Source organism: Flavobacterium sp. HNIBRBA15423, from assembly GCF_052655965.1.
In genome coordinates this window covers 1,758,576-1,777,806 of record NZ_CP199751.1, presented here as the reverse complement: position 1 = coordinate 1,777,806, position 19,231 = coordinate 1,758,576, and the positions used below count along the sequence as shown (strand labels likewise).

Here is a 19,231-nt window from a genome sequence, read left to right as displayed (position 1 = left end):
TGATTAAACCTCCAAAAATTGAATAAAATAAATACAAAATACAGAACAACAGCAGAAGAAATAATGGACGATTTTTCTTTAGAAGGAGAAGAGTTACGAGATGCTTTGGATAAAATCGCAGTTATTAATCAATTGTTGGGAGGAAACCGACTTACTTTGGATGGAGTGAAACAATTACTTCCATTAAATATAAAAGAAGTAACAATTGTAGATGTGGGTTGTGGAAATGGTGATATGTTACGCACTTTGGCTGATTTTGGTAAAAAGAATAACTTTATCTTTCATTTAATAGGAATAGATGCAAATGCTTTTACCATTAAACACGCTAAACTATTATCTCAAGAATATCCAAACATTCATTATCTGTGTATTGATATTTTTGAGGAAGAATTTTGTGAATTAGAATATGATATTGTCTTATGTACTTTAACCTTACATCATTTCAAAAATGAACAAATTGATTATCTTTTGCAATTATTTTCTCAACAAGCTCAAATAGGAATTGTAATTAATGATTTACATAGAAATATAATAGCTTACCGCTTATTTCAAGCAATATGTTTTATATTTAGATTGAACAAAATGTCTAGAGAAGATGGATTAGTTTCTATTTTAAGAGGATTTAAAGAAAAGGAATTAGAATCATTTTCAAAGAAGAATAAACTTCAAAATTACAGTATTCAATGGAAATGGGCCTTTCGATACCAATGGATAATAAGAATTTAAAATTGGAACACAACTATGAATTACCTTTCGGCTTTAGCCAATGGAATAACAACTAGCTTATGCCAGTAAAAATAACAACAGTAACTACTCAATTACCCGAATTTTCTAGGGAAACAGCTGATATTTTACCCTTTTTAGATGTTTGGTTAACCAATCAAGATGATCGTTTTAAGCGAAAAGTGAAGAAGATATTTGAAGGAGCTAATGTGGATAAGAGATACTCAATTATGAGTCCAGAAGAAGTTTTTTCCTTACATTCTTTTGAAGAACGAAATGCTATTTATGCAAGAGAAATGATTATTTTAGGTGAAAAAGTACTTAAAAAAGCGCTGAATAAGGCAAATTGGCAACCAGAAACTATAGATTTTATCATTACGGTTAGTTGTACAGGAATTATGATTCCTTCTCTTGATGCCTATTTAATAAATAAATTGGGATTAAAACAAGATATTGTTCGTCTTCCAGTTACCGAAATGGGTTGTGTTGGTGGTGTTTCTGGAATTATTTATGCTAAGAATTTCTTAAAAGCAAATCCAAACAAACGGGCTGCAATTATTACAGTTGAAAGTCCAACAGCTACTTTTCAATTAGATGATTATTCTATGGCTAATATTGTGAGTGCTGCTATTTTTGGTGATGGAGCTGCTTGTGTATTGCTTTCTTCCTATGAAAATGAAATTGGTCCAACCATTCTAGACGAATCTATGTATCATTTTTATGATAACGAACACCTGATGGGTTTTGAATTAACCAATAAAGGATTGAAGATGATTTTAGACATTGATGTTCCAGATACAATTGAACAACATTTCCCTGACATATTGCATCCATTTTTAAAGAGAAATGAGTTAACTATTCAAGATATTGAGCACTTAATTTTTCATCCTGGTGGTAAAAAAATAATTACCTTAGTAGAAGGTTTATTTTCAGAATTAGGCAAAAATATTAATGATACCAAAGAAGTACTTCGTTTACACGGAAACATGTCAAGTGCTACTGTTTTATATGTTTTAGATCGAATTATGGATAATCAACCTCAAACTGGCGAAAAAGGAGTGATGTTGAGTTTTGGGCCTGGTTTTACAGCACAACGAGTTTTATTAGAATGGTAAAAAATGAATAAACAAGAAATACTATCTAAATTACCCTATACAAAACCCTTTTTATTTGTAGATGAAATTATAACAATAAATGAAAATGGAGTAGAAGGAACGTTTGTATTTGATGAAAATTTAGAGTTTTATAAAGGTCATTTTAAAGATAATCCGGTAACACCAGGTGTTATATTAACAGAAACAATGGCACAAATTGGCTTAGTTTGCCTAGGAATTTATTTGAATAAAGGTAAAAATATTAAAAATATAGCTTTTACTTCATCTGAGGTGGAATTTCTAAAACCTGTTTACCCTAATGAAATGGTAACCGTTTTTTCAGAAAAGATATACTATCGTTTTGGTAAACTAAAATGCAAAGTAAGAATGTTGAATGGAAATAATGAGGAAGTTTGTACAGGAACATTAGCAGGAATGATTTTATGATTGTTAGATAATTGGATTTCTAGATTTTTCGAATAATCAAACCATCCAATAATCAAAATACCAAATAATATTGAAAAAAAGAGTTGTCATAACAGGATTAGGAATTGTTGCTCCAAATGGAGTAGGACTTGAGGTGTTTACTCATGCTATAAAAAATGGAATTTCTGGTATAGAATTCGATTTAGAGTTGGAGCGTTTGCAATTTTCATGTCAAATTTCGGGAACACCTAAGATTTCAGAAGAATTAAAGCGAGAATATTTTACTGAATTAGAATTACGTAATTTCAATTCAACAGGTATTTTATATGGAATAATTGCTGGTTTAGATGCTTGGAAAGATGCAGGATTACCAATTGAAACTAATGAAAATCCTGATTGGGATAATGGAACTATTTTTGGTACAGGAACATCAGGAATTGATAAATTTAGAGAATCTATTTATAAGATTGATGATTTTCAAACTAGGCGTTTAGGAAGTACAGCAGTCGCACAAACTATGGGAAGTGGTATTTCTGCCTATTTAGGAGGAAAATTAGGCTTAGGAAATCAAGTTACTACTAATTCTTCTGCGTGTACAACAGGAACAGAAAGTATTTTAATGGGTTTTGAACGAATCCAACAAGGCAAAGCCAAACGAATGTTGGTAGGAAGTACTAGTGATTCAGGACCATACATTTGGGGTGGATTTGATGCAATGAGAGTTTGTACTTTTAAACACAATAATTTTCCTCAAAAAGGCTCAAGGCCAATGAGTGAAACCGCTTCAGGATTTGTTCCAAGCAGTGGAGCTGGAGCTTTAGTAATAGAAGAATTAGAAACTGCTTTAGCAAGAGGTGCAAGAATATATGCAGAAATTCTTGGAGGAAATGTAAATTCAGGAGGACAAAGAGGTGAAGGCACCATGACAGCACCAAATTCTGTAGCTGTACAAAAGTGTATTATTGATGCCATGAGTGATGCCAATGTGAAAGCATCTGAAATTGATCTCATCAATGGGCATTTGACAGCTACTTCAAAAGATGCTTTGGAAATCGAAAACTGGACCAAAGCTTTAAATAGAAGAGGAACTAATTTTCCTTATATCAATTCGCTAAAATCAATGATAGGACATAGTTTATCAGCAACTGCAAGTATGGAATGTGTAGCTACAGTACTTCAAATTTATGAGGGTTTTATATTTCCTACTATCAATTGTGAAGATTTAAATGAAGAAATAAAATCATTGATTTCAATAGATAAAATTCCCCAACAGCTTATTAAGAAATCAATAAATATGGTAGCCAAAGCTAGTTTTGGTTTTGGAGATGTAAATGGATGTATTATCTTTAAGAAGTATTGAGTTAAAATAATAAGTATTAAGATATAAAAAACATGAATAAAGAAGAAATAATTGAAAAATTAAAACCTATTGTAAAGCCTTTTGTTAAAAACGAAGAGGCATTTGCTAATTTAACAGATAAAACCGATTTTATAACCGATTTGAATATTAATTCGGCTAATCTGGTTGATATTGTTTTGGATATAGAAGAAGTATTTAATATTGAAATTGATAATGAATCGATGGAGAAGATGCTTAACATTGAAAATACGATTACTATTATTCAAACTAAATTAAAAGAAAAATGATAGGTAATGATGTAGTAGATTTGGCTACAGCCAAAATAGAAAGCAATTGGAAGCGTAAAGGATTTCTTTCTAAACAATTTACTACTTATGAGCAAATTTTAATTCAAAAAGCTTCTAATCAAGATGAAATGGTATGGATGCTTTGGAGTTTGAAAGAAAGCACTTATAAAGCCTATCAAAGAATAAATTACAATCGAGGATTTTATCCTATAAAAATTGAAATTCAGTCTTTGGAATTATCAGATAATGAATATTTTGCGACTACTTCTTTGTTTAATAAAACATTTTATGGGAAAACTCATGTCGAAAGCGAAATGATACATTCTATAGTACTTTTATCTGATTCAGATTTTAAAAAAGTAACGAATTATACTACAAATACTATTTTAAAAGATAAAAATTCATTACCTTTCTGTTCCATTACAAAGAATCCTTTATCCATAAGTCATCATGGTGCTTTTAAAAAAATTGTTCAGTTTCATTTAAAATAATAAGATTTAAATAAAATAAGATGTCACAATCTAAAGTAAAAAAACTAGGAGAATTAGCTTCAACTGCAATTTGCGGAAACGATATTAGTTCTTCCGTTTTATATGTCTCAGCATTGTCCATTTTTTACGCAGGACAATATGCTTGGATAACACTATTAATAGTTGCTTTTGTACTTTTTTTATTTCGAAAAATATATGGTGAAGTTGTAGGTGCATTACCTTTAAATGGAGGAGCTTATAATGCTTTATTAAACACAACTAGTAAACAACTAGCTTCTGTTGCTGCAACACTTACTTTATTGTCTTATATGGCAACCGCAGTAATTTCTGGTAATGAGGCTATGCATTATTTGCATCACATATTTCCATCGATACCTATTCTAATTGCTACTATTGTTTTATTAGGTCTTTTTGCTACTTTAGTGATAGGAGGCATTTCAGAATCTGCAAAAGTAGCTATTGGAATCTTTATTTTTCATCTAGTTTCTTTATTAATTTTAACATTTTTTATTCTTTATTATTTTTTCTACAATGGATTTAATCAATTCATTGAAAATTGGCATTTACCAACACATGGTAGTATAACAATGGCTATCTTTTTTGGTTTTTCAGCTTCAATGCTTGGTGTTTCTGGATTTGAAAGTTCGGCAAATTTTGTAGAAGAACAGAAAAAAGGTGTGTTTCCAAAGACATTAAAAAACATGTGGATTGTGGTAAGCATCATTAATCCATTAATGGCGTTTTTTGCTTTGAGCATTTTTAAAATGGATACTTTACAAAGTGATGCTTTTCAAAACACCTTATTAATTGAAATGGGCTTATTAGTTGGAGGTAAATGGGTTGCCTTGCTAATTGCTATTGATGCTGTTTTAGTATTGAGTGGGGCTGTTTTAACTAGTTATGTTGGCGTTTCAGGTTTACTAGAACGAATGACTTTAGATAGGATATTGCCTAATGCCTTATTAAAAAAGAATAAAAAAGGAAGTTCTTATCGCATTATAACCTTATTTTTTATTCTAAGTGTTTCGGTTTTATGGATTACAAATGGAAATGTAAAATTATTAGCAGGAGTATATACTATTTCTTTCTTATCGGTAATGGCATTATTCGGTTTTGGAAATATTTTACTGAAGTTAAAAAGAGCAAAATTACCAAGACCAGAAAAGGCAAGTTGGTTAGGAGTTCTAATAGCAATTACTGCGGTATTAATAGCATTAACAGGTAACATTTTAATGAAGCCAAAAGATAATTTGCCAAGTAATATACAAATATTTTTACCTTATTTTCTTGTTACTATAGGTTTCATAATAATCATGCTTAAAAGAATTATGATTCTCAAAGCCATTTTAAGTATTTTTAAATATTTGAATGCTCATATTATTAGTATTATTAATAGTATCATTATCCAGGAATTTGTTTTTTTTACAAAAAATGATGATTTAGAGCATTTAAACATTGTAATGTTATATATAAAAGATAATGAACACACAAGAAGAATAAAAATTGTTACTGTGGTTAAACCAAATGAAACTGCTTCAGAACGATTAAAAAAGGATATCGAATTTTTGGATAGAGAATATCCTGAAATAGAGATAGATTTTATTGAAATGGAAGGAGAATTTGGACCACCACTAATTAATGAATTATCTAAAAAATGGAAAATTCCTGTAAATTTTATGTTTATAGCTTCACCAAGTGATAAATTTCCTTATAAAATAGAAGAATTAGGAGGTGTAAGACTTATCATGTAGCGTTAAATACCCAGTTTTCTTTTCAATTTCAAAAAAAGTAAGGCTGTTATGTAGGCATCACCACTTGATGTATGACGGTCGGTTTTTCTTATTTTAAAAATAGTACATAACTCATCAAGAGAAGTATGTTGCTCTGCGGGAAAATGTTTTAATTTTTGATACATAATATCAGTATCCATATACTGATTTTTCAATTTACCTGCATCCAATCGATTAAGCGCTTCGTTTATCATTTCAATGTCGAATGCTGTATGATGCCCAATAAGTGTAGCATCTTTAATAAAGTTCAAAAAATCTATTAGGGCTTCTTTTTCAGTAGATTTTTCTTCATTTCCTTCTTTTAAGATTCCGTGTATTGGAACTGAGCTTGCATTAAAAATTGTTTGAGAGATAAAAACTTCAAAATAATCATTAATAATAATCTGATTATTCACAATTGCAACTGCTCCAATAGACAAAATACGATCTTCTTTTGAATCTAATCCTGTTGTTTCACAATCAAATGCAACATATCGTCTAGTATTTGATTTTGTATCAAAAAAGGCTAAATAATCCTTCCAAAAAGAGGGATATTCTTTAATGATATTTGTAAAAGGCCATTTCATATTTATGTAAAGTAAGTTAGCTTGAAACGATTTTTAATTATTTCCTGAACATCATTTATAGGCTGAAAATCATTTTTAAGTTTTACTTTATCTAATTTTGTTAACTCTTTTAAATTCAAATATCTGCCGTCAGAATTATGTAACAAACCTTCTTCTGTTCTAAATTTTAAAAGTTCTAAAAAAGCTTCCTCACAGGATTTATAAATTATTGCATTTTGAGGTTCTATTTCAGCTAGTTTAGCAAATCGTAAGGCAGTATTATTAATATTTCGAATTCCTGAACTTAAAATTAATATTCTAGCAGCATCTACAAGAGGTAATAATGCTCTAGATTTTATATCAAAAGTATCTTTATGCTCACCATCATTTTCAACAAGAAATTGCCTAAAAAAGCCTAATGGAACTGGGTTTTCTAAGGCATTTGCTCCTAAATAAGCAAAAAATAATTGGTTATTATTTGTCTCTTTTAGGATTGTATCAGTTATGGAGTGCATTAAATTTTCATTGCCATAAACAAAATCATAATCAAAAAAAATGGTACACATCAAAATTCCTTTTTCACCAGGAGAGTGAATCCAATTGTAAAATTGATTTTTCCATTCACTTACAGTTTTACACCATGATGGATTACTAGCCATCATATTTGCTGGACAAAATTCGTAACCTATTTTATTTAGTTTTTTGGTAACGATTTCTCCTAACGATAAAAAATAGCTTTTTACTTCATCATATCTTTCATCACTAACATCTTCAAAAACTAATGCATTATCTTGGTCTGTTAATAATAATTGTTCTTTTCGTCCTTGACTTCCAACATTTAACCAAGAAAATTGAGTTGGAGGAGGAATACCTATTTTTTCAATTGCTTGCTCAATGGCTCTTTTTGTAATAGCAATATTAATTTCTCCTACAATAGAGCAGATATGATAAATAGGAATATCTTTTTCAATTGAATTTTGAATTAAATCGGTTACTTTTTCTCTTATATTTTTTAAATCTTCTGTGTTTTGAGCACGTCTTGTTTGTCTCAATAAAACTCCTGGGTTATTTGCTTGTGCAACAACTATATCATGTTCTGAAATGATTCCCTTTATCTCTGATAAATTAGTACCATCTTTTGTAACACATAAATGGCCTACATTATGCTTTAACATCATCATTTGTGCTTCTACAATAGAAATATTTTCAGCAACTGTTATAACTGGTGAAGACATAATTTTATCAATTGTAGTGTCTATAGGAAATAAACCAGTTGCTATTTTTGAACGTAAGTCCTTATCTGTCAAAATGCCAACAGGTAATTTATTTTCATGAATAAGTATACTTCCTATTTTTTTACTTGACATTGTTTGTGCTACATACCTTACAATGTCTAGGGTAGAAGCTGTAACAGGATTTTTAGTATAATGAATAGGTTGATAATATTGAATTTCATTCGAACTATCATCATAAATTACATTTTCAGAAAGTAATTTACCTTTGTTTTTTTTATCTAATGGATTACGAGTATTTGAAGCAAAACTTTGTAATAAAAACTCTAAAACTTTAGTATTTTTAACTACTATAGGTTTAAAAACTTCAATAGGAATTGCATATACTATGCTCTCTTCACGAGCCTTAGCGTTCATTAGATAATTATCTTTAGCAAAAAAAGGACGAAGACCTAATATATCACCTTCATCACATTTATCAATTAATACATCATCAGAATCTGAAGTTATACTTAAGCCTATTGCACCAGAAGCTACTACATAAAATGAATCATGCGTAATATCATTTACTTTAAAGAGATAATCATTTTTGTCTAAATAGGAGACAGTAACATTTTTTGCTATTTCAAGTAAATTTTCATCATTAATACTTTTGAACGGATGAAATTTTCTTAAAAAATCTTGAATGCGTTCAGCTATAGCATTTTTCATAATTATTGTATTCTATATGTGTTTTCGAATATGAGTTAAAAAATTATTTAACAATTGAGTTTATAAATAGTAGCTAAAAGTATAAAATTTTAAGGGAAATTTTAGCATTATTATTTATTCTTAATTTTATTTCAATAAGTTAATAATTAAATTTCATTTTTTATAGGTTTGGATGGTTTTTCTAAGCTTAGATTATTTTAGTTTTTTAAATTATCATTTAAAAAACTATATTTTTTTTCACAAAAATGATTTTTTTCAAAAAAAAATATTACTTTTACGTAATCGATTACGGAAAAATAAAATTCAAATAATGACAAATTTCAACTTTAGATATGCATCACATCCAATAGATGCAAGAAAGTATGACACTACTCAAATTAGGGAACATTTCTTAATAGACAACCTTTTTTCAAAAGACGAAATAAATTTAACCTATTCTATGTACGATAGATATATTGTAGGTGGAATAATGCCAGTTTCAAAAGTTTTAAAATTAGAAACAATTCCTTATTTAAAATCAGAAAACTTTTTAGACAGAAGAGAAATAGGAATTGTAAATGTTGGAGGTAAAGGAAAAGTTGCAGTAGATGGACAAGTTTTTGAATTGAATAAAAAGGAAGCGCTATATATTGGTTCAGGTTCTGTTGAAGTTTTGTTTTCAAGTTTAGAAGAAAATCCAGCTTTATTTTATGTTAATTCTGCTCCAGCTCATAAAAAGTTTCCAACAAAAAAAGTGAACAAAGAAAATGCAGAAATTGTACACATGGGTGATGAAAAATATGCCAATAAAAGAATTATCAATAAACTTATTGTAAACAGTGTAGTAGAAACTTGTCAAGTACAAATGGGACTTACTGAATTATTACAGGGAAACGTTTGGAACACCATGCCAGCTCATACACACAATAGGAGAATGGAAGCCTATTTCTATTTTGATTTAGAGGAAGGTCAAACTATAGCACATTTTATGGGAGAACCAGAACATACTCGACATATATTTTTAGAAAATAATCAAGCCGTTTTATCACCCGAATGGTCTATTCATTCCGGTTCAGGAACTTCAAACTATTCTTTCATTTGGGGAATGGCTGGTGAGAATTTAGATTATGGAGATATGGATATTGTAGCACCTAACAAATTAAAATAAAATGAATCTATTTGATTTAACAGGAAAAAGAGCTTTAATCACTGGTGGAACACATGGTTTAGGACAAGCGATGGCTGAAGGTTTAGCTAACGCAGGTGCTGAACTTGTAATTACTGGAACAACTCCAAGTAAAATGGAAGAAGCTATCAATCATTACAAAAGTAAAGGTTTTAAAGCTACAGGATATTTATTCGATGTAACCAATGAAGTTGATGCTGCAAAACACATAGAACTTATTACAAAAGAATTAGGTGAAATTCATATTCTAGTAAATAATGCAGGAATTATTAAAAGGGAATTAGCCATTACAATGCCTGTTTCCGATTTTAGAAAAGTCATTGATGTAGATTTAGTTGGACCTTTTATCATGTCACAATTAGTGGTAAAACAAATGATAGAAAGAAGAGAAGGTAAAATCATCAATATTTGCTCAATGATGAGTGAATTAGGAAGAAATAGTGTTTCGGCTTATGCTGCTGCTAAAGGTGGTTTGAAAATGCTAACCCAAAATTTAGCCACAGAATGGGCAAAATATAATATTCAAGTAAACGGAATTGGTCCAGGTTATTTTGCCACTTCACAAACAGAACCCATTCGAGTTGACGGACATCCTTTTAACGAATTTATAATCAATAGAACTCCAGCTGCACGTTGGGGAAACCCTGAAGATTTAGCAGGAGCAGCTGTGTTTCTTGCTTCAAAAGCAAGTGATTTTGTTAACGGTCAAGTAGTTTATGTAGATGGTGGAATTTTAGCTACCATTGGTAAACCTACAAACGAAGAATAATATAATACAACAATGAGTAAAAATTTCATCAACGATAATTTCCTTTTGGAAAACAAATATGCAGAAGAATTATATCATAATTATTCTAAAAACCAACCTATTATAGATTATCATAATCATTTATCACCACAATTAATTGCAGAAGATCATATATTTGAAAACATTACTAAAGTTTGGATAAACGGTGATCATTACAAATGGAGAGCTATGAGAACTTTAGGTGTAAATGAACAGTTTATTACAGGAAATGCTTCAGATAAAGATAAATTCTTACAATGGGGAAAAACTGTTCCATACACCATGAGAAATCCTTTGTATCATTGGACTCATTTAGAATTAGCTCGCTATTTTGATATTCATGATTTATTAGATGAAAAATCTGCTGAAAAAATATATCAAGAAGCTTCTGAAAAAGTAAACTCAGCAGCTTACAGTACAAGAAATTTATTAAGAAAAGTAAAAGCTGAATTTGTTTGCACAACAGAAGATCCAATCGATACTTTGGAATATCACCAACAACTAGCCAAAAGTGATTTTGAAATAAAAGTAAGTACTGCTTTTCGTCCAGATAAAGCTATTTTGATTTCAAATAAAGGGTATAATAATTATATTGATAAATTAAGCGAAGTGGCTGGCATTGAAATAAATACTTTTGCTAATTTATGTGATGCTTTAAAAAATAGAATCGCCTATTTTGATGCAAACGGAAGCAAACTATCAGATCATGGTTTAGAGCATATTTATTTCGAAAATTTTACAGAAAACGAAGTCAATACTATCTTCAAAAAGAAACGAGAAAAAGCAATTTTAACCAATGAAGAAGCTTTGAAATTCCAAAGCGCTATTTTATTATTTTTATCAGAAACATATCACGAATTTGGTTGGGTGCAACAATTTCATTTAGGTGCTTTACGCAATAATAATGCACGCATGCATAGTATTCTTGGACCAGATACAGGTTGGGATTCCATTGGTGATTATGCACAAGCTCAAAAATTATCAGCGTTTTTAAATGCTTTAGATAGTAAAGATAAATTAACTAAAACCATTATTTACAATTTAAATCCTGCTGATAACGAAGTTATGGCAACGATGATTGGTAATTTCAATGATGGAAGTGTTAGAGGAAAAGTACAGTTTGGTTCTGGCTGGTGGTTTTTAGATCAAAAAGATGGAATGACAAAACAGTTGAATGCTTTGTCAAATATGGGATTAATCAGTTGCTTTATAGGAATGCTCACGGATTCAAGAAGTTTCCTGTCATTTCCTAGGCATGAATATTTTAGACGTATTTTATGTAACCTTTTAGGGGACGAAATTCAAAGAGGAGAATTGCCAAATGACATGGAATGGATTGGAAAAATGGTTTCAGATATAAGCTATAACAACGCTAAAGAATATTTTAAATTCTAAATTCATGACTAATACAACAGTTTTTTTTGAGAATGATAAAATGGAATGGGAAGTTGTGGATGATAAAATCCAACGTCAAATTGTAGGTTTTGATGATAAAATCATGATGGTCAATGTACATTTTGATAAAGATGGAATAGGAGTAATGCATAATCATCCTCATACACAGGTTACCTATATTGCTGAAGGAAAATTTGAAGTAACTATTGGTGATGAAACCAAAATAATAAAAAAAGGAGATTCTTTCTTTGTTCCATCCAATGTAATGCACGGAGTAGTTTGTGTAGAAGAAGGAATGCTAATCGATGTGTTTAGCCCAATGAGAGAGGATTTTTTAAAATAATTGAAGTGTAAAATGAATAAAGTAGTCACTTTTGGTGAAATAATGTTACGCCTTTCCACAGAAAGACATTTGCGTTTTGGTCAATCCAAAGCTTTTGCTGCTACTTATGGTGGTGGAGAATTTAACGTAGCTGTCTCCCTAGCTAATTATGGCATTGAAGCTGAATTTGTAACTAGAATACCTGATAATGAAATCGGACATTGTGCATTAAAAGAAATGCGAAAAATGAACGTAGATTCAAAAAATGTACTCTTTGGAGGTGATCGTTTAGGAATTTACTTTTTAGAAACTGGTGCAGGAAACAGAGGAAGTAATGTAGTTTATGATAGAGCAAATAGTGCTATTGCAACAGTTGGGCCTGGAACTTTTGATTGGGAAAAAATATTCGAAAGAAAAACATGGTTTCATTGGAGCGGAATAACTCCAGCCATTTCTCAAAGTGCAGCTACAGAATGTTTAAACGCAATAAAAACAGCTCATAAACTAGGTTTAACCATTTCATGTGATTTAAATTATAGATCCAAATTATGGAAATATGGCAAACAACCTAGTGAGGTTATGCCAGAAATGTTGAAATATTGTCATGTAATCCTTGGTGATATTGATACCGCTTATTTTATGTTAGGGAAAGATAAAGTAAAACCTGATTACACAAACGAAGCTTCATTGCCTAGTTTATATGGAAAACTAGTTGAATTCTGTCCTGATTTAAAAATTGCAGCAACTACATTGCGCTATTCAATTAGTGCATCGCACCAAAGAATAGGTGGAATACTATTCGACGGTAATAAAATTTTTAAAGCAGCAGTTAAAGAAGTAACTCCAGTTGTAGATAGAGTAGGAACAGGAGATGCTTTCATGGGAGGATTACTTTATAGTTTAATAAAAGATGCCAATAACAAGCAAAAAGCATTAGAATTTGCAGTGGCAGCTTGTTGTTTAAAACACACTATTGTTGGTGATTATAATTTAGCTACATTAGAAGAAGTTGAAAATATAATTAATGGTGATGGCTCTGCTAAAGTTTCTAGATAGATAGAATTATAAGGATGGTAATATGGTAACATTAAAAAAAATATCAAATTTAACAGGTTTTTCAATTTCAACAATTTCAAAAGCATTGAATGATAGAAACGACATCAACAATGATACTAAAAAGATTATTCAAGATTATGCCATTAAAATAAATTATAAACCTAATAAAAATGCATTAGCTTTAAGAGGTTGTAAGTCATTTATTGTTGCAATTATAGTTCCACAAATAAATGATATTTTGTATAGTCAGATTTTAAGTGATTTACAAATATGTGCTGTAAAAATCGGATATCGAGTAATGTTATTTCAGTCATTTGAAGAAATTAATAAGATTAATGAATATCTACATGATGTTAATGATGGAAGTGTTGATGCAGTCCTTATTCTTTCTGAAAATGAAAAAGCATCAATTCAAAAATTAAAGCATAAAGAAAATATTTTAGTTGAACACGTGCAAATTTTTGAAAATCAAACAAAAAGGGAATTGAAAGAGTATTGTATTTCAATTTTTGAAAAATTATTAAAACAAATAAAATAATTATGGCTCAATTTACCAGAATAGAAGTAATTCAAAAAATGAAGGAAACTGGACTTGTTCCACTATTCTATAATGCAGATGTTGAATTGTGTAAAAATATTGTAAAAGCTTGCTATAATGGAGGAGCACGTTTGTTTGAATTTACAACAAGAGGTGATTTTGCTCATGAAGTTTTTGCTAATTTAATAAAACATACAACAAAAGAACTTCCAGAAATGATACTTGGTGTAGGTTCAATTACCGATGCAGCTGCAGCTTCTTTATATATGCAAATGGGAGCTAATTTTATAGTCACACCAGTATTAAGAGAAGACATTGCAGTAGTTTGTAACAGAAGAAAAGTATTATGGTCTCCTGGTTGTGGTTCCTTAACAGAAATTACTAAAGCAGAAGAATTAGGCTGTGAAATTGTAAAATTATTTCCAGGTGATAGCTACGGTCCAAAATTCGTGAAAGGAGTTTTAGCTCCACAGCCTTGGACTTCAATTATGCCAACAGGTGGAGTTTCTCCAACAGAAGAAAGTTTAAAAAGTTGGTTTGAAGCTGGTGTAACTTGCGTAGGAATGGGTTCACAATTAATATCGAAAGAGATTATTGAAAATAAAGATTTTGATAAACTTACTACTCAAGTAAAATTTGCTTTAGATACCATCAAACAAATAAAAAAATAAGTATTCATTTCTAGTAAAGAAGTAAACAAAAATATAATTATGAGTGATTTAACTCCAAAAAAAGCAACAAAATTTAGATGGACCATTTGTGGACTTCTATTCATGGCAACAACCATAAATTATTTAGACAGGCAAGTTCTTTCCCTAACTTGGAAGGATTTTATTGCACCAGAATTTCATTGGACTAATAATGATTATGGTAACATAACTGCATTGTTTTCAATTTTTTATGCCATATCCTTATTATTTGCTGGTCGATTTGTAGATATTATGGATACCAAAAAAGGATTTCTGTGGGCAATCGGAGTTTGGTCTGTAGGTGCATGCTTACATGCTTTTGCTGGTATTGCAACTGCTGGTTATATCACAGGAAATTGGTTTGTTGGCTTTGAAGGAGCAAAAGATATCATTAGTACTATTAACGATACAGGTCTAGTAATTTCGGTAAGTGTTACTTTGTTCATTTTTGCTCGTTTTGTTTTAGCATTAGGTGAAGCAGGAAATTTTCCAGCTGCTATTAAAACTACAGCAGAATATTTTCCTAAAAAAGACAGAGCTTTTTCAACAAGCATTTTTAATGCAGGAGCAACAGTTGGAGCATTAGCTGCACCAGTTACAATTCCTTTTATAGCAGAAGCTTACGGTTGGGAAATGGCTTTTATCATAATTGGAGCACTAGGTTTTGTTTGGATGGGATTTTGGGTCTTCATGTATGAAAAACCAGAAAAACACCCAAAAGTAAGTCCAGAAGAATTAGAATATATTCAACAAGATGTAATTGCAGATAGCAAAATAGTAGGTTATGTTCCAGAAACCACAACCAAAGTTTCTTTAATAGATTGTTTTAAATACAAACAAACTTGGGCTTTTGCATTTGGTAAATTTATGACCGATGGTGTTTGGTGGTTTTTCTTATTCTGGACACCAGCTTATTTAAGTTCGGTTTATGGAATGGATTCTACTCAAGCAGCTTTTCCATTATTTGTATTGTACATGATAACATTAGTCTCAATTATTGGTGGTTGGCTACCAACTTATTTTGTGGATAAGAAAGGAATGAATCCCTATGAAGGTAGAATGAGAGCCATGCTAATTTTTGCATTTTTTCCATTGTTAGCATTAGTTGCACAACCTTTAGGTCATTATACCTATTGGATTCCAGTAATTATTATTGGAATTGCTGGTGCAGCACATCAAGCTTGGTCAGCAAATATTTTTACAACAGTTGGTGATATGTTTCCAAAAAAGGCAATCGCTACTGTTACAGGTATTGGTGGTTTAGCTGGTGGATTAGGTTCAACACTTATCAATAAAGGCTCTGGAGTTTTATTCGATTATAGTGAAAATGCAAAGATGTCCTTCATGGGATTTCAAGGAATTGAAGCTGGATATTTTATCATTTTTTCAATATGTGCCGTTTGTTACTTAATAGGTTGGATGGTTATGAAAACTTTGGTGCCAAAATACAGTCCAATAACGAACTTGTAAGATAGAATTAAATTGTTTGAAGAATAAGAGTAAATATAAAAGAAATGGAAAATCCAGTAAAACAAAAATTAAACAGAGAAAATATAAATTCAACAACTTTATTTCCTATTAAAGTAGTTCAATTTGGAGAAGGTAATTTCTTAAGAGCATTTGTAGATTATGCTTTTCAAAGATTAAACAATGAAGTTAACTTTAATGCTGGTATTGCTGTTGTTCAACCTCTTGAAGGTGGTTTGGTTCATATGTTAAACGATCAAGATGGATTATATACGCTATTTATGAATGGTGTAAAGAAAAATGAGAAGATTCAAGATATTGAATTAATTAAAAATGTAGTAAAGGGGATTAACCCATTTACTAGTTTTCAAGATTATTTGGATTTAGCAAAAGAGAAAGAATTACAATTCATCATTTCTAATACAACTGAAGCTGGTATCGAATTTGTAGATACTGACACTCTAAATATGCAACCACCTGTTTCTTTTCCTGCAAAATTGACAGTATTATTATATGAAAGATTCAATCATTTTAAAGGTGATGTATCAAAAGGATTGACTATTATTCCATGTGAATTAATCAATTATAATGCAGCTACTTTAAAAGAAATTATTTTAAAATATTGTGATTTATGGAATTTAGATAACCAATTTAAAACATGGTTATTAGAGAGTTGTACTTATCATAATACTTTAGTTGATAGAATTGTCCCAGGTTACCCAAAAAACGAAATTGAAGAATATAATGATAAGCTAGATTATCAAGACAATTTAATTGTTACAGCAGAACCTTTCTTTCTTTGGGTTATTGAAGGAGATGAAACTTTAAAACAAAAATTGCCCTTTCATAAAACAGATTTAAATGTAAAAATTGTTGATGATATGCAAGCATTTCGAACGCTAAAAGTTCGTATTTTGAATGGAGCTCATACAGCAATGGTTCCTTTTTCAATTTTATACGGAAATGAAACGGTTAGACAAACTGTTGATGGTGATTTTACAGGAAAATTTGTAAACCAAGTGATTACTGAAATCAATGGAACTTTAGATATGGATAAAGAGGAAATTAGTAATTATGCTGAGGATGTAATGGATCGTTTTAGAAATCCGTTTATCATTCATAAATTATCAAACATTGCTCTAAATACAGTTTCAAAATTTAAAGTTAGAGTGTTACCAAGTTTACTCCAATATATTGAAAACAATAAAAGTTTACCAGTTCATTTAACTTATTCATTGGCATGTTTAATTCTGTTTTACAAAGGAACTTGGAAGAGTTCAGTTTTACCAGTAAATGATAATGCTGATATTGTTGAATTTTTCAAAAAAGCATGGAGTTCAAATGATTTCAATAAAATTACCAAAGTTACATTAGAAAACGTTGAATTTTGGGAACAAGATTTAAGTAAAATAAATGGTTTATCAGAAGCTATTGTTTCTGCTCTTACAGAAATCGAAACTAATGGAATTGAAAATGGCTTTGTGAATTTCAAAAGCAAGTTCAACTCATAATTAATAAATTATGCAAAAGAAATTAATAAAAGTTCACCCTTCTGATAATGTACTTGTTGCATTAATTAATTTAGATAAAGGTGAACAAGTAAATTTTGAAGATTCTCAAATTACTTTAACTTCAGATGTGAAAGCAAAACATAAAATTGCAGCACAAAAATTTGAAACTGGTGATAGAATTATCATGTATGGTGTTTTAGTTGGAACAGCAAATACAATTATAGAAAAAGGGGAAGTTTTAACTATATCAAACGTTAAACATCAAAGTGAAAAAGTATATGGAAAAACAGGTTCAATAGGTTGGACAGCTCCAAATATAGAACGTTGGAAAGACAAAACATTTCTTGGCTATCATAGAGAAGATGGTCAAGTTGGTACAGAAAATGTTTGGTTATTTTTTCCATTGGTTTTTTGCGAAAACAGGAATATTGAAATATTAAAAGAAATTTTCGAAAAAGAACTTTTAAAACAAAAAGTCAACAAACATCAAATGTTACTTCGTTCACTAGTAAGTGGTAATGATAATGAAGTAGAAGATATAAAAGACACTGAAAATGTTTTTGATAATATTGATGTAAAATTTATCACTCATCAAGGTGGTTGTGGTGGCATTCGTCAAGATTCTGAATTATTAGCTAAATTATTAGCAGGTTATGTAAATAATCCAAATGTAGCTGGAGCAACAGTTTTAAGCTTGGGTTGTCAAAACTTACAAATAGAAATCTTTAAAAATGCTTTAAAAGAAATCAATCCAAACTTTCAAAAACCAATTGTTATTTTTGAACAACAACAAATGGGAACAGTAGATGAAATGCTTTCAGCCATTGTAAAAGACTCTTTTGAAGCAATTAAGAAAGCTAATAATATTAAAAGAAAACCAGCATCTTTATCAAAATTAAGAATTGGTTTAGAATGTGGTGGTTCTGATGGTTTTTCTGGAATTTCAGCTAATCCAACATTAGGTCATGTTTCCGATATGCTAGTTTCTTTAGGAGGAACAGCAATTTTATCAGAATTTCCAGAGTTGTGCGGGGTAGAGCAGGAGTTGGTAAATCGTTGTGTAGAAGAAGAAAAAGGAGAAAAGTTTTTAAAATTAATGAAAGCTTTTGAAAAATCAGTAGTGGATGCAGGTTCAGGTTTCGATATGAATCCTTCTCCAGGAAATATTAAAGATGGATTAATTACTGACGCAATGAAATCTGCTGGAGCTGCAAAAAAAGGAGGAACTTCTCCTGTTTGTGATGTTTTAGATTATGGTGAATATGTTTCAAAATCTGGTTTAAACTTATTAAACACACCAGGTAACGATGTGGAAAGCACAACAGCAATGGTAGGATCAGGTGCAACAGTTGTTTTATTTACAACAGGATTGGGAACTCCCACAGGAAATCCAATTGCACCAATTATTAAAGTTTCTTCAAACACAGAATTAGCAACAAAAATGCCTGACATTATTGATATTGATACTGGTGCTGTAATTAGAGGTGAAAAAACCATTGAAGAAATGGGAGAAGCAATGCTAGATTTTATTATTGATGTAGCTAGTGGTAAAACAATAACAAAAGCAAAACTTTTAAATCAGAATGATTTTATACCATGGAAGCGTGGTGTATCTTTATAAATAATTTGTAATATCTGCAAA

The 19,231-nt window shown here is 30.3% G+C and carries 19 protein-coding genes; 17 read left to right on the top strand and 2 right to left on the bottom strand.

The window, feature by feature from the left end; genetic code table 11:
* Positions 1 to 63 precede the first annotated feature (63 nt).
* The 7 genes from ACULEV_RS08010 (at position 64) to ACULEV_RS07980 (ending at position 6,132) form a co-directional block, all read left to right on the top strand.
* Positions 64 to 726, top strand: a complete 663-nt coding sequence (locus ACULEV_RS08010; RefSeq protein ID WP_445458532.1) for a methyltransferase domain-containing protein — start codon at positions 64 to 66, stop codon at positions 724 to 726.
* 59 nt (positions 727 to 785) lie between these two features.
* Positions 786 to 1,838, top strand: a complete 1,053-nt coding sequence (locus ACULEV_RS08005) for a type III polyketide synthase (RefSeq protein WP_445458148.1) — start codon at positions 786 to 788, stop codon at positions 1,836 to 1,838.
* 3 nt (positions 1,839 to 1,841) lie between these two features.
* Positions 1,842 to 2,264 (top strand): 3-hydroxyacyl-ACP dehydratase FabZ family protein, encoded by a 423-nt coding sequence (locus ACULEV_RS08000; protein ID WP_445458147.1) that lies wholly within the window; start codon positions 1,842 to 1,844, stop codon positions 2,262 to 2,264.
* 70 nt (positions 2,265 to 2,334) lie between these two features.
* Entirely contained in the window at positions 2,335 to 3,603 is a 1,269-nt protein-coding gene (locus ACULEV_RS07995) for a beta-ketoacyl-[acyl-carrier-protein] synthase family protein (protein ID WP_445458146.1), read from the top strand.
* Positions 3,604 to 3,635: 32 nt separating this feature from the next.
* Complete coding sequence (locus tag ACULEV_RS07990) at positions 3,636 to 3,890, top strand: acyl carrier protein (RefSeq protein ID WP_445458145.1); 255 nt, start codon at positions 3,636 to 3,638, stop codon at positions 3,888 to 3,890.
* Positions 3,887 to 4,381, top strand: a complete 495-nt coding sequence (locus tag ACULEV_RS07985; protein WP_445458144.1) for a 4'-phosphopantetheinyl transferase family protein — start codon at positions 3,887 to 3,889, stop codon at positions 4,379 to 4,381. The genes ACULEV_RS07990 and ACULEV_RS07985 overlap by 4 nt, the downstream gene beginning before the upstream one ends.
* A 20-nt stretch (positions 4,382 to 4,401) precedes the next feature.
* Positions 4,402 to 6,132 (top strand): APC family permease, encoded by a 1,731-nt coding sequence (locus tag ACULEV_RS07980; protein WP_445458143.1) that lies wholly within the window; start codon positions 4,402 to 4,404, stop codon positions 6,130 to 6,132.
* A gap of 2 nt (positions 6,133 to 6,134) precedes the next feature.
* Here the strand turns inward: ACULEV_RS07980 and ACULEV_RS07975 are convergent, their stop codons facing one another.
* Together ACULEV_RS07975 and ACULEV_RS07970 are read right to left on the bottom strand one after the other, a co-directional pair.
* Positions 6,135 to 6,737 (bottom strand): 3'-5' exonuclease, encoded by a 603-nt coding sequence (locus ACULEV_RS07975; protein ID WP_445458142.1) that lies wholly within the window; start codon positions 6,735 to 6,737, stop codon positions 6,135 to 6,137.
* A 2-nt stretch (positions 6,738 to 6,739) separates the two neighbouring features.
* On the bottom strand, positions 6,740 to 8,659 hold the full coding sequence (locus tag ACULEV_RS07970; protein ID WP_445458141.1) for a DUF294 nucleotidyltransferase-like domain-containing protein: 1,920 nt from the start codon (positions 8,657 to 8,659) through the stop codon (positions 6,740 to 6,742).
* Between the two features lie 310 nt (positions 8,660 to 8,969).
* On the opposite strand from ACULEV_RS07970, the gene kduI reads away from it, so the two are divergent.
* The 10 genes from kduI to ACULEV_RS07920 are packed head-to-tail and all read left to right on the top strand — an operon-like array spanning position 8,970 to position 19,210.
* Positions 8,970 to 9,806 (top strand): 5-dehydro-4-deoxy-D-glucuronate isomerase, encoded by an 837-nt coding sequence (gene kduI / locus ACULEV_RS07965; protein ID WP_445458140.1) that lies wholly within the window; start codon positions 8,970 to 8,972, stop codon positions 9,804 to 9,806.
* Between the two features lies 1 nt (position 9,807).
* A complete protein-coding gene (locus tag ACULEV_RS07960) occupies positions 9,808 to 10,593 on the top strand; it encodes a gluconate 5-dehydrogenase (RefSeq protein ID WP_445458139.1) in 786 nt (261 codons plus the stop codon).
* A 12-nt stretch (positions 10,594 to 10,605) separates the two neighbouring features.
* Positions 10,606 to 12,006, top strand: coding sequence for a glucuronate isomerase (gene uxaC / locus ACULEV_RS07955; protein ID WP_445458138.1), 1,401 nt, complete (start codon positions 10,606 to 10,608; stop codon positions 12,004 to 12,006).
* 4 nt (positions 12,007 to 12,010) lie between these two features.
* Positions 12,011 to 12,349: a cupin domain-containing protein gene (locus ACULEV_RS07950; protein ID WP_445458137.1), complete on the top strand. Its 339-nt coding sequence runs from the start codon at positions 12,011 to 12,013 to the stop codon at positions 12,347 to 12,349.
* 12 nt (positions 12,350 to 12,361) lie between these two features.
* The gene (locus ACULEV_RS07945) at positions 12,362 to 13,384 is read left to right on the top strand and encodes a PfkB family carbohydrate kinase (RefSeq protein WP_445458136.1); all 1,023 of its coding nucleotides are present in this window, start codon (positions 12,362 to 12,364) and stop codon (positions 13,382 to 13,384) included.
* Positions 13,385 to 13,406: 22 nt separating this feature from the next.
* Positions 13,407 to 13,922 carry a LacI family DNA-binding transcriptional regulator gene (locus ACULEV_RS07940; RefSeq protein ID WP_445458135.1) on the top strand — a complete coding sequence of 172 codons (516 nt, stop codon included), beginning with the start codon at positions 13,407 to 13,409 and terminating at the stop codon, positions 13,920 to 13,922.
* A gap of 2 nt (positions 13,923 to 13,924) precedes the next feature.
* Complete coding sequence (locus ACULEV_RS07935; protein ID WP_445458134.1) at positions 13,925 to 14,593, top strand: bifunctional 4-hydroxy-2-oxoglutarate aldolase/2-dehydro-3-deoxy-phosphogluconate aldolase; 669 nt, start codon at positions 13,925 to 13,927, stop codon at positions 14,591 to 14,593.
* Between the two features lie 39 nt (positions 14,594 to 14,632).
* Positions 14,633 to 16,081 (top strand): MFS transporter, encoded by a 1,449-nt coding sequence (locus tag ACULEV_RS07930; protein WP_445458133.1) that lies wholly within the window; start codon positions 14,633 to 14,635, stop codon positions 16,079 to 16,081.
* A 44-nt stretch (positions 16,082 to 16,125) separates the two neighbouring features.
* Positions 16,126 to 17,589, top strand: a complete 1,464-nt coding sequence (locus tag ACULEV_RS07925; protein ID WP_445458132.1) for a tagaturonate reductase — start codon at positions 16,126 to 16,128, stop codon at positions 17,587 to 17,589.
* Between the two features lie 10 nt (positions 17,590 to 17,599).
* Positions 17,600 to 19,210: a UxaA family hydrolase gene (locus ACULEV_RS07920; RefSeq protein ID WP_445458131.1), complete on the top strand. Its 1,611-nt coding sequence runs from the start codon at positions 17,600 to 17,602 to the stop codon at positions 19,208 to 19,210.
* Positions 19,211 to 19,231: the final 21 nt, after the last annotated feature.

Excerpts from the sequence above, each read along its gene's own strand:
- ACULEV_RS08000 (WP_445458147.1), top strand. The coding sequence starts at position 1,842 with ATGAATAAACAAGAAATACTATCTAAATTACCCTATACAAAACCCTTT.
- ACULEV_RS07940 (WP_445458135.1), top strand. The coding sequence starts at position 13,407 with ATGGTAACATTAAAAAAAATATCAAATTTAACAGGTTTTTCAATTTCA.
- ACULEV_RS08005 (WP_445458148.1), top strand. The coding sequence starts at position 786 with ATGCCAGTAAAAATAACAACAGTAACTACTCAATTACCCGAATTTTCT.
- ACULEV_RS07930 (WP_445458133.1), top strand. The coding sequence starts at position 14,633 with ATGAGTGATTTAACTCCAAAAAAAGCAACAAAATTTAGATGGACCATT.
- ACULEV_RS07990 (WP_445458145.1), top strand. The coding sequence starts at position 3,636 with ATGAATAAAGAAGAAATAATTGAAAAATTAAAACCTATTGTAAAGCCT.
- ACULEV_RS08010 (WP_445458532.1), top strand. The coding sequence starts at position 64 with ATGGACGATTTTTCTTTAGAAGGAGAAGAGTTACGAGATGCTTTGGAT.
- ACULEV_RS07985 (WP_445458144.1), top strand. The coding sequence starts at position 3,887 with ATGATAGGTAATGATGTAGTAGATTTGGCTACAGCCAAAATAGAAAGC.
- ACULEV_RS07960 (WP_445458139.1), top strand. The coding sequence starts at position 9,808 with ATGAATCTATTTGATTTAACAGGAAAAAGAGCTTTAATCACTGGTGGA.
- ACULEV_RS07920 (WP_445458131.1), top strand. The coding sequence starts at position 17,600 with ATGCAAAAGAAATTAATAAAAGTTCACCCTTCTGATAATGTACTTGTT.
- ACULEV_RS07945 (WP_445458136.1), top strand. The coding sequence starts at position 12,362 with ATGAATAAAGTAGTCACTTTTGGTGAAATAATGTTACGCCTTTCCACA.
- ACULEV_RS07935 (WP_445458134.1), top strand. The coding sequence starts at position 13,925 with ATGGCTCAATTTACCAGAATAGAAGTAATTCAAAAAATGAAGGAAACT.
- uxaC (WP_445458138.1), top strand. The coding sequence starts at position 10,606 with ATGAGTAAAAATTTCATCAACGATAATTTCCTTTTGGAAAACAAATAT.
- ACULEV_RS07980 (WP_445458143.1), top strand. The coding sequence starts at position 4,402 with ATGTCACAATCTAAAGTAAAAAAACTAGGAGAATTAGCTTCAACTGCA.
- ACULEV_RS07975 (WP_445458142.1), bottom strand. The coding sequence starts at position 6,737 with ATGAAATGGCCTTTTACAAATATCATTAAAGAATATCCCTCTTTTTGG.
- ACULEV_RS07970 (WP_445458141.1), bottom strand. The coding sequence starts at position 8,659 with ATGAAAAATGCTATAGCTGAACGCATTCAAGATTTTTTAAGAAAATTT.
- ACULEV_RS07925 (WP_445458132.1), top strand. The coding sequence starts at position 16,126 with ATGGAAAATCCAGTAAAACAAAAATTAAACAGAGAAAATATAAATTCA.
- ACULEV_RS07950 (WP_445458137.1), top strand. The coding sequence starts at position 12,011 with ATGACTAATACAACAGTTTTTTTTGAGAATGATAAAATGGAATGGGAA.
- kduI (WP_445458140.1), top strand. The coding sequence starts at position 8,970 with ATGACAAATTTCAACTTTAGATATGCATCACATCCAATAGATGCAAGA.